Below are 14,798 nucleotides of genomic sequence, written 5' to 3'. Positions count from 1 at the left end.
TCCTATGACTTAGCCATGGCCGTTATCGCTGGGGTAGAAAACCGCTATTTTCCCAAAGGTTATAAGGTTGAACGTTTTATATTTAATTCAGCCTAGCTACTTATTTTCAATGTCCTTCGTAAAGCATTGCATGTAGATATCAAAGTGCAGACTGTTTCTTGCTCCTCAAACTGATATTTATGATGAAAAGCTCAGTTAGTGGTGAGGCAGTAAACCAGCGCTTGCACAGGAAGGTGAATACGCGCTGATGCTGAGTCAGAATGAATTTTCTGCCTGTGAAGTGCCCCTGTTAGCTTGCCTTCACTCGTTGGTCGAGGCGCACGGGCAAAGATATTGGTCGAGTGCTGAGATTGCCCAGAAAACTCCCGGCAAAGTAACTACTGAACGCATAGGAACTTTCCTTAAAAGATCCTATGTACTACAATATTGGGCGTAACTTAATCCAAAATTTTTCGCTAAAAGGCTGTAATGTCTATAAAATAAAGATTTTAGCCTATGTTGGGGGTGTTTTTCTGAACCTGGATCAACTCTTAGACGAACTTGGATATGCCCAGTCACAAAATTATCGTGCTGCCAGCGAGCCTTCGCAGGAGCCGTTGACTGAGCATCTTTTCCGTGCAGCTAAGAAGGCAGGAGTCCAGGGAGCATATGTTTTTCAAACCAGCCCCCCAGAGCAGAAGATTCTTCCGCCTCGTCCGGCTGTATATGTCGCTCAGGCTAAAACGAGAGATGAAGCGAGAGAAATTCATCAGAAACTATGGAACCTGGGAAATGCACCTTTCATAGTCATTCTTCTTCCCAATGAAATTAGAGTTTATACGGGATTTGACTTTTCCCTAACTAATGAGAAGAAGGGTTTAGTCAAAGAAATTAAAGAGGTCATTGATTTAACATTTGAAAGTCTCCGTGATCAGCTTGCAGATTTTAGAGCTGATTCCATAGATTCTGGGAAAATTTGGGAGACTCAATCGAAGTATATTACTCCTGAAAAAAGGGTAGATACACACTTACTTAATAACCTCAAAGAATTAGAAAAATACTTGAAGGGTAGAAGATTAGACTTACCGATTATTCATGCATTGATTGGAAAGTATGTCTATATTCGCTATCTCTACGATCGAAAAATTCTTTCGGAAGAATGGCTTGTTGGAAACAATATAAATCTAGATTCTGTACTAAGCCGTAATGCGACTCTAGCCGGGTTACTTCGTTTAACTGAGGTTTTAGAACATCAATTCAATGGTGCGATTTTTCCCCTGCCTGCCAATATTGAAGCAACATTGAGCGATGAGATTGTGTCTCTAGTTGCTTCTACATTTAAGGGGGATGATCCTATTTCAGGACAGTTATATGCTGAATTTGAAAATTTCAAGGCTTATGATTTCTCTTACATTCCAGTTGAAACGTTATCCTCTATCTACGAACAATTTCTACATTCGCAAGGGACAGGTAAAAAAGTTGGTGCGGTCTATACTCCTGAACCTGTAGCAGATTACTTGTTGTGTGAATTAGAGGAATCTAAGCCTTTGCAGAGTGGCATGAAAATTCTTGATCCATGTTGTGGTTCCGGAATATTTCTGGTGCTAGCCTACCGCAGACTGATTGAATTGGCGCTCGCACAAAGCCCAAACCATAAACTGAAGCCTACAGAGCTACGAAAAATTCTGTGTGAAAGTATCTATGGTATGGAAAGAAATCAAGAGGCTTGTTATGTTGCTGAATTCAGCCTGATCTTGACGTTGCTAAATTACATTGACCCTCCAGATTTGCATCGTAACAAACAATTTAAGTTTCCTTCACTCCACAACACACAAATCTTTGAATGTGATTTTTTTGATGATGAGTCAGAGTTCTGGAAGCAGAATAAAAAGTTTGACTGGATTGTAGGCAATCCCCCCTGGATTGAACTTAAGCCAGAGACAGTTGATGAGGAATTAGCCCGTTCCTGGATTAGAAGGAATATAGAGGAAAGACCCGCTACGGGAAATCGAGTTTGTGAAGCTTTTAGCTGGCGAGTGGTTGATCTACTAACCCCAAATGGATATGTAGGTCTGCTTATCCATGCTAAAAGCCTATTTAATCATGAATCCGAAAAATACCGAAAGCTGTTTTTTACACAGCACGAGGTTGCAAGAATTACGAATTTTTCCAACTTGGCTTATGTACTTTTTGGTGGCAGGGGAGAAGCTCCTGCCGCAACAATCATTTATCGAAAGGCTTCACCTGATACAAGTAAATCTGAAATTGTTCATTATGCTCCTTTTGTTGTCAATCAAATTTCTAATCGCCCTTGGGAAAGTAGTAAGAAGCTTTCAACTTGGTCGCTCACAATCAATGAAAGTGAAATTCAAGTGATTCCCTCTGAAGAGGCAGAAATTGGAAAGCCATCTACATGGAAAATGGCTTTATGGGGAAGTTATCGAGATACAAAAGCGATTAAGCGCTTAAGCCGATTGTTCAAGACAACACTTGGACAACTTAGCGATGAAAAAGGTTGGAATCTTTGCCAAGGATTAGAACTGAGAACCAATTTAGGAGATGATATTACAGAAAATGCTGCTTATCTTCAGCAGAAAAAACTTCTTGACACCAGAAAATTGAATAGCCGTGACAATAACTATAACTATCGCTTGACTATTCCTTCTGATGCGCTACAAACAATCAAACCTGAAGATTGTTTTATTCGTCGTAGAGGAGGAAAAGCGGGTTTATCTATTACTCAAGCACCACATTTAATCCTTAATCCATCATATGTTATTTACAGTGATCTAGATTTCATTATTCCTGCCCCACAAATAGGATTGTCTGCTCCTAAAAAGGATGCGGATTATTTACGTGCTATTTCTGTATTCCTTAGTTCCAGTATTATTCAGTATTATCTTTTCTTCATAAGTTCTCAATGGGGAGTGGACAGAAATAGAATTTTCTTAAAAGATGTTAAAGAGATCCCAATTCCCTTCTTTTCTAGACAGCAAATTGCTGAATTAGCCGAGCTTCAAAGGAACCTTGCTAACTCTGAACAACTAAGATCAGAAACTACTTCACATCTTCAAGAACACCTTGACAGGGAGGTTGAGCGAATTATAGAGTTGCCCCAAAATTTATCTATTCTTGCCAAAGATTTTATGCAGGTTCGAATACAACTTAACAAGGGTAAAGCTGCTGTATCAGCTACAAAACCTCCAGAAGAAGATCATCTGCATAGCTATGGTTCATGTTTGAGAAATGAACTTGATGCCTTCACTGAAGGAAGTGGGCTTCGACACAAAGTTGGATTGACCTATTCAAAACAATTGATTGTATGTTCAACAGAGTTTGTCCGTTCAGCTACTTCTACTTCAATAGACGTAACTGTTGAAAAGGCAGAGGGAGATTTATCTTTGCTGTTGAATTACATTCAGGAGAAAGCTAAACAAAGGTTTAGCCAGTGGGTCTATGTGCAGCGTAGTCTTCGTATTTTTGAGGATTCAAGAGTCTATATTTGTAAGTCTCCACGTTTGATTGACTGGACTAGAACTCAAGCTTTGAATGATGCTGACGATATTATTGCAGAAATTCTTTCTGCAAACCGTGAACTCCATGAGGTGATTCGGTAATGGGAGCAGAGGAACTGAACTCATTTGCGCGGAGTTCGTATGATTATGGGTTTCGACGAGATGCACATCAGCTTCTTGCTTGGGGGTATCAAGATGCTTTGGCAGAAATCCATTGCAATCTTCAAGAGGAGGAGATCACAGGGCTGATAGTGGAAGCAATGGAGAAAAGACTTGACAACCCTTCTACTCCAGAGAAATTTGATCGATACTCTATTGATGAAGAGAAACCGATTAGTGTTGAAGGGCGCAAAGGAAAAAAGAGGCGACGATTAGATTTGGTAGTCGTTAGTGGTCACAGTCGCCCAAGACCCAAATATATATTTGAAGCTAAACGATTACGAAAAAACGGTTACCCCATTGGAAAATATGTAGGTGAAGATGGGTTGCAATGCTTTGTCAAAGGAGTGTATGCATCACAATACCCAGAGGCAGCAATGGTAGGTTATGTTCAAAGTGATACTGCAAGCTATTGGGAATCCGAATTGAAGCGGAGCTTTGATGGAAATCTAAACAATAATTTGCGTATCCTACAACTCTTGCAGAAAGTTCAAGTTCTATCTTCTATGCCTGATGTATGGGTTAGCGAACATGAACGAATAGTAGGTAGTGCAATAGCTGTGTACCATATATTTCTAAATTGCTCAGCATCTTCTGCTCCCACGGCAAGCTAATCGGGTCGAGGATGGAATTTAACTCTCCCCTCCCACACCACCCATCGTGCGGGTCTGCAACAGGCGGATCAGGTCGATGCGCAAACAACACTGATGACTTAAGCGTAACCTTGGGCTTTCTTCCAAAATTGCTTATGCGTGTCCATGCCTACGGCAGGCTGCGCTAACGGTCTGCGCCAGTGCTTCCAATAACACATCCGAATGCGTCGCCTCAGTCAACGATCGAACTCTTCCATGGGAGTGTAGTCCTGGGAAATGCCAAAGTAGTTCATCCACCCCCGCAAATAGCTGAATCAAACACTTTACAGACTTGATTTGATAGACTTGAGGCATCAATTAGGCTAAGTTAACCTATGACTATTGCAATTGATCCAGCAATTCACCAGAAGCCACTTAGCTTTGAAGCGTTTCTTGCTCGCTATGGCAGTGATAACCATTATGAGCTGATCGATGGAGAGGTATTTGATTTGGAACCCACAGGACTGCACGAAGAAGTTGCAGCCTTCATCACAACGAAGATCTGTGTCCAGATCGACAATGCAGGTCTACCTTGGTTCGTCCTTCAGCGGGGACTGTTGCGCCCCCATAACACTGGCATGACAGCCTTTCGTCCCGATATTGCAGTGATCGATCGCAGTGAACTGACAAAAGAACCACTTTGGTCTGAACAATCGATCCTAACCCTAGGCACCTCAATTAAATTTGTAGCAGAAGTCGTCAGTAGCAACTGGCAAAATGATTATGCACGTAAGCTTGAAGATTACGCAGCATTAGGCATCCTCGAATATTGGATTGCAGACTACGCAGGACTCGGGGGAACTCGCCACATTGGGAAGCCTAAGCAACCTACCCTCTCCGTTTGCACCCTAGTCAATGGAGACTATGAAATTCAACAATTTCGAGACAATCAGCCCATTGTATCTTCAACTTTCTCAGGCTTGAAACTGACTGCTGAACAAGTGTTGCAAGCTGGTAGGTAGCGCCGCTGACACAAACCCTCACAACAACCCATCCCCTTCTGGCATCATCACTGCCCACTGGATTTAACAGAATCCTCTTTACTCGCTGGGCTGGGACGCCGGAAACTCGCAATCAACAAACAAGCAATCCCAATGTTGATCATCGTATCCGCCACATTAAACACCGGAAAATGAATCAACCGAAAATCCAAAAAATCCACCACATGACCATCAAAGGCAAAGCGATCGATGCCATTCCCGATCGCGCCACTGAACACCAAACTGTAACCCGCTTGCTCCCAACGACTTAACCTCGGGCCAAAAAACGCCAACCCCATCAGACCCAAACTCACCGCCAACGACAAAAACGGCAACCACCACGCCCCCCGAAAACTGCTCCAAGCCGCCCCATCATTCCACACATGGGTAAAGTGAAACACCCCCGGTACGATCGCAATACTGTGGCACAACTCCAACGGCCAACCCTTAGGACAAAGCGGTAAATGATCCAATATCCACAACTTCGTTACCCGATCGAGAATCAGGCTGGAAATCGCCAGTAGCCAAAATAACGGATTGCGCATAGGGACTGCCTAATCAAGCGATAAGGTTGAACTTTAAGTAAACGGGCATACACGCCAGCTAGTAAAACATCACACGTCGCACGGAATAGGCCGCCAACGCGATCGCGCAAACCACCGCCAACTGCCCCGGCAATAGATTCACCGAATAAGTCATCAGCGCCTGCACCAACGGAACCTTACTAGCATCGGCCAATTTCAGACCATACACCGCACTGAGGTATAGCATCCCAGTTGCATGAATCGTTGCCAACCCACTTAAGCAGCAAACCGCCAACCATTCCAAACGCGGTGCCGCCCGAAACGCCAAATAGCCACAGAGCCAAGCTCCCGGCAGAAATCCCAACAGGTACCCAAAAGTCGGCTCCCGCAGGTAACCAATGCCGCCTCCATTCATAAAAAAGGGAAAACCCACCAAACCCAAACCCAGATAGGCAATTTGGGAAATCACCGCCGCATTTTTGCCGCCCAAACAACCCACCAGCAAAACTGCCCCGATCTGGTAATTCACACCTAAGAAATGCGCCGGAATGCCCTGCAAGCTCCAGGTCCAAGGCACCCCAACGATCGAAGCCTTCAAAAAGTTACCCCCGATCGTCAGGAGCAACCCAATCAATGCCCATAGTAGTTCAGTCAACGTCACCACGAACCGTCACCACGCTTGTTCGTCCTAGGCTTACCAAAGACCCTCGGCAGGCTGGTAAAGCATTCTGCGCCTGTCAAAGCATTCTGTGCCTGTCAAAGCATTCTGTGAATTGTATCAGGCTAAGGCGGGCATCCGGTGCCCCAAGGGGCAGAGTCCCCTCGCTCCCATGGCAGCTATCCCGTGGCCAACCAAGGTCGCGAAATAACTATGTGGTTTAACATAGGAGTAGTTCTAGAAATTGATGGGTATGACTTTAGCACCCAGTGGAGAAGCACTCGTTATCCGCACAGAGCGAGGATTGACGATCGCAGGGACTCGGATCACCCTCTACGATGTCATGGATTATTTGACAGAACATTACCCTGCTAAATTCATCCGGGCGATGCTGGGACTGACGAATGAACAGGTCTGCGCAGCGATCGCCTACATTGAGGCCCATCGTCCAGAGGTTGAGGCCGAGTATCAACTGGTCTTACAGGAAACTGAAGAACTGAAGCAGTACTACGAAGCACAGAATCGTGAACGGATTGCTCGGATAACTGCTAAACCACCCAAACCAGGCACAGAAGCCATTGTGGCAAAACTTCATGCAGCAGAGGCTAGATTCGTATCGCAGGTATGAATTTTCTAGTTGACCATAATTTACGATGACATTCTGTAGTTCTCGCGGGTTGTCTTGCTTCGAGTGGTTGGCTGGACTTAATTACAATTCGTTTCGTTCTGTTTGAAGAAGTTGGATTGGCGGCCACCAGCGACGATCGCACGGTTTGGCGGTACGCCCAAACCCACCGCATGATTTTGATTACAGCGAATCGTAGTATGAAGGGCAAAGATTCCCTAGAGCAAGTCATGCGCGAAGAAAATACCCCCCTGTCCTATCCCGTCGTTACGATCAGCAACATTAATCGACTTCTGACGGAGCCAGATTACCGCGATCGTTGCGTTCATCGCTTAGTGGATATCGTGGTTAATCTCGAAGACTACCAAGGCGCAAGGCGAATTTTCATTCCGTAGTGCTTAGAAAGACCTTGCATTGGGGGGATGAGCAGCCCTTTCCCTTGGGTCTTTCTCCCATCTAAAGAGACTCCACTTTTCCCAAACCATGTCGGGGACGCAGATCTGTATCATTAATTAGATTCATTTGGTACATCCTTTAGCGTCTTTACCTTGAAACCTATGGTTGCTGCTGCATCGTCTAAAACCCTCGATCGGATCCGTCAAATCTACTCCCAACCCTTGCCCGATTTGATGTTCGAGGCTCAGCAAGTGCATCGAGCGAACCATGATCCTCGGGCAATGCAACTCTGCACCTTAGGCAACATCAAAAGTGGGGCTTGCCCAGAAGATTGCGGTTACTGCTCCCAAAGCGTCCATAACAACTCCGGCCTCAAGCCCGAACCGCTGATGCAAACGGACACCGTTTTGGCAGAAGCCCAAGCCGCCAAGGCCGCAGGAGCCACACGGTTTTGCATGGGGGCCGCATGGCGGGAAGTGCGGGATGGTGCCCAGTTCGATCGCGTCCTCGACATGGTGCGGCAGGTGGCAGCCCTGGATATGGAAGTGTGCTGCACCTTGGGAATGCTGCAACCCCACCAAGCCCAGCAACTCAAGGAAGCGGGTTTAACTGCCTACAACCACAACCTAGACACTTCCCCCAACTACTACGAAAAAATCATTACCACCCGCACCTACCAAGATCGACTCAATACGATTAAAGCGGTCAGTGATGCTGGAATTTCCGTCTGCTGCGGGGGCATCGTTGGCATGGGTGAGTCCGAAACCGATCGCTTGGAATTCCTAGAAGCCCTCACCACATTGGATCCCACCCCGGAGTCCATTCCCATCAATAGCCTGATTCCGATCGCAGGCACCCCCTTGGAAAACGCGCCCCCCGTCGATCCCATTGACCTCGTGCGGATGATTGCCACCACGCGCATTCTGTTTCCCAAGGCGATCGTGCGGTTGACCGCAGGCCGTTCCCAGATGAGCGATGAGCTCCAAGCCCTGTGCTTCCTCGCCGGAGCCAACTCCATCTTCACTGGCCCCGTGCTATTAACTGCCCCCAACCCATCCCGTAACCATGACGCCGACCTGCTCGATCGCCTCGGCATGGTTCCCAGAACGCTCTAGGGTTCCTTGACCTGAGATTCCCTGGCCTGCCGATCGCTACGCTTCCGTAACCTGTTCCGCGATCCACTGGAGGTAGGGTTGGGAGCCTGCCACGATCGGCAGCGCAATAATTTCCGGCACCTCGTAGGGATGGAGCGATCGCACCAGCACCTCTATCGCACTAAACCGCGCCAATTCTGTTTTAATCAGCAGTTGCAGCTCGCTCTCCTGCTGCACTTCGCCCTGCCAGGTGTAGATCGAGGTGACCGGAAATAGACTGACACAGGCTGCTAAGTGATCTTTTAGCAGGGCATGGGCGATCGTCTCCGCGATCGTTCCATTGGGCACAGTCACCAGAACGGTGCAGTATTGACTCGTCTCAGCCATCATTCTCTTCTTATACTGAAGCAACTAGTGAAATTCACCCTGATCATCCCACGACCGATCAGCTTCCTATTGCTACCCTTAAACCGAGACTCCTGGCAAGTTCCTATGCTACTTCGATCGATTTTTTTAGCAGTCCTGTGGATCGGTTTTGTTGGGTACGCCTTCCTGTTGGCTCCCCCCGATCGACCGGACACCTTAGATCTGATTATTCGCCTCTCCACCGGAAAATTTGAAGGCATTAATCCCCTGATCGTCAATTTGTTCAACATTATGGGCGTGTTGCCCCTGGCCTACAGTTGCCTACTCTACAGCGATGGGCGCGGCCAAAAACTTCCCGCCTGGGCCTTTTCTGCTGCTTCCTTTGCAGTAGGGGCCTTCGCAATTCTGCCCTATCTGATTTTCCGCAAAGATAATCCCACCTTTGCGGGGCCGAAAAACTGGGTCATTAAACTGTGGGATTCCCGCTGGTTGGCGATCGTCATTGCCCTCGCCTCAGGCACCATGCTCTACCTCGGCTTCAGTCAAGGTGATTGGGCCGATTTTGTCCAACAGTGGCGCACCAGTCGGTTTATCCATGTCATGAGTTTGGACTTCTGTTTGCTCTCGCTCCTGTTTCCCACGCTGCTGGGTGACGACATGGCAAGGCGTGGCATCACCGATCGCCGAATTTTCTGGGTCGTCTCCTGCCTGCCGCTGCTGGGCACCTTGGGCTATCTGCTGTGGCGGCCTCCCCTGCCAGATAATCCAGCGTCCCCCGCGAGTACTCCAGCCTAGGCGGAAACGACTATGGCAACCGTGCACCTTTGGCAAGCGGGACTCGACTGCGATCGCAGCCAACTGGTTCCCTATGCCCAGATCCTTTCCCCCGACGAGCGGCAACGGGCCGATCGCTTTGTCAAACCCCTACACCGCGATCGGTTCATTGCAGGGCGAGGCATTTTGCGGGTGCTGCTAGGGCAATGTCTGGGGATTGCGCCAGAGCGATTGCAATTTTCCTATGGGCCTCACGGCAAACCGGAATTGGCCTATCCCGCCGAGGCAGGTTGGCAGTTCAATTTGGCCCATTCCGAAGACCAATCCCTCATTGCCCTCACCCAGGGTGCCGCGATCGGGGTCGATCTAGAAAAAATCCGTCCCATGCCGCAATTAGACCAGCTCACAGCCCGGTTTTATGCCCCGGCAGAACATGCCCAGATCATGGCAACCCCGCTTGCCGATCGCGAAACGCTTTTTTTTCGGTACTGGACGTGCAAAGAAGCCTTTCTTAAGGCCACTGGGGAAGGGTTAGGTAAACTCCAGCAACTGGAACTCGCCTTGGGTCGATCGGTTCAGGCAGGAATTGTCCGCATTGTCACCCTACCGGAAAGTCCTCCCACCGCTTGGCAATTGCGGGAACTGCCGCTAACCAATGACTTTGTCGGCGCGATCGCCGTGGCCCACGCAGAAATCGTGATCTCCTTTGACTCTTTCCAAACCGGGGAGTTCCTATGCTAGTATTGTTAACTGCTGTCTAAAACTTAAAGCAAGGAAACGCAATAATCCCATGGCTTTGCTGCAAATTCGTAAGCAAGAAATCATTTCTGATTACCAAACCCACGAAACCGATACCGGATCGGCAGAAGTGCAAGTTGCTATCTTGACCGAGCGCATCAATAAACTGAGCGCTCACCTCAAGACCAACAAAAAAGATCACGCTTCCCGTATGGGTCTGCTGCGCATGATCGGTAACCGTAAGCGCTTGCTGGCCTATATCCAAGGCAAGAGCAATACCCACTACCGTGAACTGATTACTCGTCTGGGTATTCGCGGTTAAGAACTTATTGGCAGAGTGCTCCCTATGTCGGCTGAACCGCAAAAGTCTAAGCAAGAATCCGCTCCTGAACGCCTTCCCTTTGAACCAGGTGCCTCGAAAAAAAAGGCAGCAAAGCTATCGGAGGCCCGAGCAACGTCTGAGAACCAGAGTCAACCTGAAAAAGCCGATCGATCGGCCAGCGCAAAGCCGGGTGGCATGGGGGTTCCTGAAGTTGTCAGTCAACGAATGGCTCGGCGGATGGCTTTCTTCAGCGGAGTTCCTACCCTGTTAGGTATGGCAACCTTTGTGGGCAGTTACCTACTGGTAATTCAACTCCACTACAAAATTCCGAATACAGCAGTTCTGCTCGTGAGTTTAGGGTTCTTTGGCCTTGGAGTCTTGGGCCTATCCTATGGTTTATTCTCTGCATCTTGGGATGAAAATCGGGTGGGTTCTCTCCTAGGTATTGACGAATTTGGCACCAATACTGGTCGTCTGATTCAAGCTTGGAAAGAAGCCCGTGCCCAACAGTTGAAATCCCGCCCTTCTAAGGATCGATAATCCATTTGTGGAATTAGCTTTGCCATCAGCCCTCCACCCAGTTTGAGGGTGGTTTAATAACTGAATTGATAGGCGACTGAAGAGGTGTAGATCCTAGGATAATGACTAGGGCTGCGCCTCTAATGTTTTAGGCTGCTGTTTTATGCAGAATTCCTTATTCTCGTTACGGTTGGCGGAAGAGGCGGATTTACCCACGATCGCCCGTCTGACTCGCTTTGCCTTTGTGCCCACCCAGTCCGATCAGCAGGTGCAGGATGGCTGGTTTGGTCAAGGCGTACAGTTTCCCGATCGGCAACGTTGGGTGGCTAAAGACGCCCAGACCGATCGCGTGGTGGGAACCTATGCCGAACTGGATTTACAGATTGCCTGCCTTGGTCGCATTATCCCGGCGATCGGGGTGGCGGGGGTTGCGGTTGCGCCGGAATGCCGAGGCCAGCGGATTGCCCAGACCATGATGATCCAAGCGATTCACCGGGCCTACGCCAACAACGTCCCACTCCTAGCGCTCTATCCCTTCCAGCACGGCTTTTATCGCAGTTTGGGCTGGGGCTGGGTTGGGCAAGTGCACCAATATCCGATCGCGCCGCAGCACTTACCTAAATACCCTCGATCGGGTCTTGTCCAGCCCATCAGTCCTACGGAACAACCTGCGGTTCAAGCCCTCTACCAGCAGGTAGCGTTGCGCAATAACGGTTGGCTGTTGCGATCCGATCGGCAATGGGAAGCGTTTTTTCAACCGATTCCAGGTCAGGATCTATGGGGCTATTGGGACGGTGAAACGCTCTTGGGTTATGTCCTGTTGGGGGTGGAACAACAGGCTATCTATGGCACTAAACCGATCGCCGTCGTGCGGGAATGGGTGGCTTTAAACCTAGCAGGCTACCGAGGGCTTCTAACCTTCCTAAGCAGTTTGCGAGATCAATTTTCTCTACTGATTTGGCATACCCACAGTGGGGATCCTTTCCCCCATTTATTGCAACAACAGGATCGCGTCCTCCCCCAAGGGCACGATCGCATCCTCCTCCGGTTCAGCCATCGCTTAGGAGAAATTGGCAGCAGCTTTATGTGGCGTTTAGTAGACTGCCAAGCCGCGCTCAATTGCCGTCCGGTGCAACCGACTGTCCCCTTTAGTTTCGCCTTGCAAGTTCAGGACGTTATTTTAGGGGACTCGCAATGGTGGGTTGATTGTGCCGATGGTCGCATGACTTGCACTCCTTCACGATCGCTGGCCGAAGCCCCCGCCATCCTCACCCTGTCGATCGAACCCCTCAGCGTCCTCTTTTCTGGAGCCCGCACAATTCACGATCTTCTTTGGACAGAGGAAGCCCAATGGCAGGGAGATCGGTCAATCCTGGCCAACTTTGCTCAAGCTTGGCAAACCCCACCCCCCTTTTGTTGGGATTTTTTCTAAAAGCGGGTATCCACAAAGGACTTCTGATCAAAAGGACGTCTGACCAAGGATTGCTGATCCTAGGAAGGGCCTTGTTCTTCCTGCTGACGCTTTAATTCCTTCAGACGCGTGAGCTGGTCTTCAACGGATTGGATTAAGCGATCTAAATCCAGTCCACTAGTTTTGCCATCTGTAGAAGATAGATTGATACGAGCACGATTGTGTAACTCAGTAATTTTATGTTGCAGCTCTTTGGCAATTGTCAACGTATCTCGACTGAGATTGCTTAACTGTTGCTGCTGATAAAACTTCAAGGCTGCACCGCGCAACACTTGTAGGGTCGCTTCCTCGCCCGTCGGTTTGGGGATGATGCGCAACCGTAGCAAAATTCGGTTGCGTTCATACAGGCGTTCAATCTCTACTTGCAAGGGCCGATCGATCGGCTTCAAGGGTAAACGCATTAAGCGCTTAAGCTGATATAACAGCCCGTCAAATAATTCCTTGCTGAGGTTGTCCAGGATCGATTTCACTACACCATTCTCGCTCCACAGTACTCGCCCCCCTGGAGTCTGACGCTCAAAATACAACCGACCAATTCCATCTTCCACAATGCGACCAAGGAGTTCTTGGATGAGTTGCTGAGGTGGCAGGTGACTGAGGATTTCGGGGGGACTGTCTAGATACTGGGGAGCAATTTTGAGGGATGGGAGCGCATTTTCTGGCCAGGGAAAGGGGGGCACTGCCACGGATGCAGCCGCCAGATCAGAATTGACTGGATGATCACTAGGCAGGGGATTGCTCCGATTTCCCTCTAAGGGCGATGTCAATGGATCTTGGCTCCGTTGGGGAGTCGCAATGGGGTTGTCTTCTGAGGCGGTTTCTGAAGGAGTTAATGCGGTGGGATCGATCCTCGTGCCCTCGATCGGATGGGACGGATTGGAGCTAGGTGACGCAAAAGGCGGGTGCGGAATGGGTTGAATTTCGGTAAAGACTACACCAGAAGAGTCTGGCCCATCCTCTTGGAGACAGGTTTTGCCATCTTGGGTAGTCGTGCTGCGGTGCAGGGAAGGAATATTCCAGTCCGTCAACGACTCAGGACTTTCCAGCACGAGGGTTTCTTTCAACGAAGCAGGATTAGTGGGTGGGGGTTGGGGAGGCGTTGCCTGGGCCTTAGTGCCTAATCTGCTCACCGATTTTGGGGAGAGGACAGACGGTTTTCTAGCACGATTTTCAACGAGGTTTAAATAGGCCGACAGCACCTTATGGTGGGTTTCTGAAGTAATATTTTGGGGAATTAACGAGTAGTTGAGGAACGCCAAAATGCGACGCACATAGTCCAAAGCTGCTGCATCTTGTAGATTGACCATGCCCAGTCGCAGCTTGCTCCCTTGGATCGAAAGGGGGAGGATTTGATGATACAAACACGCTTCGAAGGGAAGAACTTTTCCAATCAACGTGAAAATGCTATCTAAATCAGTCTCTTGGTTCACCACGGCAGATGGATGGAGATAGTTAGGGTGGTGCTGATCTGCTGCTGAGGCAGAGCTTACAAACGGATCAGCTTTGTGATCGGTCGATCGATCAGACTGAAAAGAAGACTCAGAGGATGAAAAACTGAGTGGAGATGCCATAAACATAGTTCAACCAGAAACCCACTAGGTAGACCTAGTACCCTAGACGATGCTATTGGTTGAGACTCCGGAAAAAAAAATCTTTCACCCCTATTCTATGCGGTTTAGGAAGGTGCGTTCCAAAGATAAGCATTGCGGCGGAGTTGGAACAATTTCCTGCCCCATAAAACCCTTCAAGACACTGCAAATCTCAACTCGAGGCGGCTGAAAACCATTGGTTTAGCCTAGGAATACCCAGGATTAAGCCGACTAGAAGACGGCGATCGTAAACTGAGCTCTAAAGCTTAGCAATTATGCCGAAGCAGCTTGTTCTTCCAATTGACTAGACTAGAGAACCCGCTGCGGCCAACGAAAAATAGTAACTACTCAGGCTGTGGTTTAAGCGACACAGGATTGCCCGAGAACAATCCAACGAGAGCGTCTAAAAGATTGATATTCTGCTTGCGCAAGGTGGATAAATAGCCCCGAATGCGAC

15 protein-coding genes are annotated in these 14,798 nt (G+C 48.5%); 11 read left to right on the top strand and 4 right to left on the bottom strand.

Annotated elements, in window-relative coordinates:
* The first annotated feature begins 413 nt into the window (after window positions 1-413).
* The 3 genes from ACN4EG_RS24890 (at window position 414) to ACN4EG_RS24880 (ending at window position 5,247) form a co-directional block, all read left to right on the top strand.
* A complete protein-coding gene (locus ACN4EG_RS24890; RefSeq protein WP_431632986.1) occupies window positions 414-3,596 on the top strand; it encodes an N-6 DNA methylase in 3,183 nt (1,060 codons plus the stop codon).
* Window positions 3,596-4,267, top strand: a complete 672-nt coding sequence (locus tag ACN4EG_RS24885; protein WP_431632985.1) for a hypothetical protein — start codon at window positions 3,596-3,598, stop codon at window positions 4,265-4,267. Before ACN4EG_RS24890 ends, ACN4EG_RS24885 begins: the two co-directional genes overlap by 1 nt.
* A gap of 353 nt (window positions 4,268-4,620) precedes the next feature.
* Window positions 4,621-5,247: a Uma2 family endonuclease gene (locus ACN4EG_RS24880; protein WP_431632984.1), complete on the top strand. Its 627-nt coding sequence runs from the start codon at window positions 4,621-4,623 to the stop codon at window positions 5,245-5,247.
* Between the two features lie 47 nt (window positions 5,248-5,294).
* Here the strand turns inward: ACN4EG_RS24880 and lspA are convergent, their stop codons facing one another.
* Window positions 5,295-5,810: a signal peptidase II gene (lspA, locus tag ACN4EG_RS24875; protein ID WP_431632983.1), complete on the bottom strand. Its 516-nt coding sequence runs from the start codon at window positions 5,808-5,810 to the stop codon at window positions 5,295-5,297.
* Between the two features lie 58 nt (window positions 5,811-5,868).
* Window positions 5,869-6,450, bottom strand: coding sequence for a biotin transporter BioY (locus ACN4EG_RS24870; RefSeq protein WP_431632987.1), 582 nt, complete (start codon window positions 6,448-6,450; stop codon window positions 5,869-5,871).
* Window positions 6,451-6,700: 250 nt separating this feature from the next.
* Between ACN4EG_RS24870 and ACN4EG_RS24865 the strand changes: the two genes are divergently transcribed.
* From ACN4EG_RS24865 to bioB, 3 genes are all read left to right on the top strand, one after another.
* Window positions 6,701-7,075 carry a DUF433 domain-containing protein gene (locus tag ACN4EG_RS24865; RefSeq protein WP_431632982.1) on the top strand — a complete coding sequence of 125 codons (375 nt, stop codon included), beginning with the start codon at window positions 6,701-6,703 and terminating at the stop codon, window positions 7,073-7,075.
* Window positions 7,076-7,191: 116 nt separating this feature from the next.
* The gene (locus ACN4EG_RS24860; RefSeq protein ID WP_431632981.1) at window positions 7,192-7,467 is read left to right on the top strand and encodes a hypothetical protein; all 276 of its coding nucleotides are present in this window, start codon (window positions 7,192-7,194) and stop codon (window positions 7,465-7,467) included.
* 162 nt (window positions 7,468-7,629) lie between these two features.
* Window positions 7,630-8,583: a biotin synthase BioB gene (bioB, locus tag ACN4EG_RS24855; RefSeq protein ID WP_431632980.1), complete on the top strand. Its 954-nt coding sequence runs from the start codon at window positions 7,630-7,632 to the stop codon at window positions 8,581-8,583.
* Window positions 8,584-8,619: 36 nt separating this feature from the next.
* On the opposite strand, the gene cutA is transcribed toward bioB, so the two are convergent.
* Window positions 8,620-8,949 (bottom strand): divalent-cation tolerance protein CutA, encoded by a 330-nt coding sequence (cutA, locus tag ACN4EG_RS24850; protein WP_431632979.1) that lies wholly within the window; start codon window positions 8,947-8,949, stop codon window positions 8,620-8,622.
* A gap of 105 nt (window positions 8,950-9,054) precedes the next feature.
* Between cutA and ACN4EG_RS24845 the strand changes: the two genes are divergently transcribed.
* The 5 genes from ACN4EG_RS24845 to ACN4EG_RS24825 all read left to right on the top strand — a co-directional run bounded on the left by ACN4EG_RS24845 (window position 9,055) and on the right by ACN4EG_RS24825 (window position 12,713).
* On the top strand, window positions 9,055-9,723 hold the full coding sequence (locus ACN4EG_RS24845; protein ID WP_431632978.1) for a DUF2834 domain-containing protein: 669 nt from the start codon (window positions 9,055-9,057) through the stop codon (window positions 9,721-9,723).
* A 12-nt stretch (window positions 9,724-9,735) separates the two neighbouring features.
* Window positions 9,736-10,443, top strand: a complete 708-nt coding sequence (locus tag ACN4EG_RS24840) for a 4'-phosphopantetheinyl transferase family protein (RefSeq protein WP_431632977.1) — start codon at window positions 9,736-9,738, stop codon at window positions 10,441-10,443.
* The gene (rpsO, locus tag ACN4EG_RS24835; RefSeq protein ID WP_431632976.1) at window positions 10,409-10,762 is read left to right on the top strand and encodes a 30S ribosomal protein S15; all 354 of its coding nucleotides are present in this window, start codon (window positions 10,409-10,411) and stop codon (window positions 10,760-10,762) included. Before ACN4EG_RS24840 ends, rpsO begins: the two co-directional genes overlap by 35 nt.
* 24 nt (window positions 10,763-10,786) lie before the next feature.
* Window positions 10,787-11,302: a PAM68 family protein gene (locus tag ACN4EG_RS24830; protein ID WP_431632975.1), complete on the top strand. Its 516-nt coding sequence runs from the start codon at window positions 10,787-10,789 to the stop codon at window positions 11,300-11,302.
* A gap of 142 nt (window positions 11,303-11,444) precedes the next feature.
* Window positions 11,445-12,713 (top strand): GNAT family N-acetyltransferase, encoded by a 1,269-nt coding sequence (locus ACN4EG_RS24825; RefSeq protein WP_431632974.1) that lies wholly within the window; start codon window positions 11,445-11,447, stop codon window positions 12,711-12,713.
* A 59-nt stretch (window positions 12,714-12,772) separates the two neighbouring features.
* On the opposite strand, the gene ACN4EG_RS24820 is transcribed toward ACN4EG_RS24825, so the two are convergent.
* Window positions 12,773-14,323, bottom strand: coding sequence for a GspE/PulE/PilB domain-containing protein (locus tag ACN4EG_RS24820; protein ID WP_431632973.1), 1,551 nt, complete (start codon window positions 14,321-14,323; stop codon window positions 12,773-12,775).
* Between the last annotated feature and the right edge of the window lie 475 nt (window positions 14,324-14,798).

The organism is Alkalinema pantanalense CENA528, assembly GCF_050753345.1.
Classification (GTDB): domain Bacteria; phylum Cyanobacteriota; class Cyanobacteriia; order Leptolyngbyales; family Leptolyngbyaceae; genus Alkalinema; species Alkalinema pantanalense.
Note: the sequence above shows the minus strand (reverse complement) of the source record. Positions and strands in the feature narration are given on the sequence as shown.

Coding starts and splice junctions, on each gene's coding strand:
- ACN4EG_RS24865 (WP_431632982.1), top strand. CDS start 6,701: ATGACTTTAGCACCCAGTGGAGAAGCACTCGTTATCCGCACAGAGCGA.
- lspA (WP_431632983.1), bottom strand. CDS start 5,810: ATGCGCAATCCGTTATTTTGGCTACTGGCGATTTCCAGCCTGATTCTC.
- ACN4EG_RS24885 (WP_431632985.1), top strand. CDS start 3,596: ATGGGAGCAGAGGAACTGAACTCATTTGCGCGGAGTTCGTATGATTAT.
- ACN4EG_RS24880 (WP_431632984.1), top strand. CDS start 4,621: ATGACTATTGCAATTGATCCAGCAATTCACCAGAAGCCACTTAGCTTT.
- ACN4EG_RS24820 (WP_431632973.1), bottom strand. CDS start 14,323: ATGGCATCTCCACTCAGTTTTTCATCCTCTGAGTCTTCTTTTCAGTCT.
- ACN4EG_RS24825 (WP_431632974.1), top strand. CDS start 11,445: ATGCAGAATTCCTTATTCTCGTTACGGTTGGCGGAAGAGGCGGATTTA.
- ACN4EG_RS24840 (WP_431632977.1), top strand. CDS start 9,736: ATGGCAACCGTGCACCTTTGGCAAGCGGGACTCGACTGCGATCGCAGC.
- cutA (WP_431632979.1), bottom strand. CDS start 8,949: ATGGCTGAGACGAGTCAATACTGCACCGTTCTGGTGACTGTGCCCAAT.
- ACN4EG_RS24845 (WP_431632978.1), top strand. CDS start 9,055: ATGCTACTTCGATCGATTTTTTTAGCAGTCCTGTGGATCGGTTTTGTT.
- ACN4EG_RS24890 (WP_431632986.1), top strand. CDS start 414: ATGTACTACAATATTGGGCGTAACTTAATCCAAAATTTTTCGCTAAAA.
- ACN4EG_RS24830 (WP_431632975.1), top strand. CDS start 10,787: ATGTCGGCTGAACCGCAAAAGTCTAAGCAAGAATCCGCTCCTGAACGC.
- bioB (WP_431632980.1), top strand. CDS start 7,630: ATGGTTGCTGCTGCATCGTCTAAAACCCTCGATCGGATCCGTCAAATC.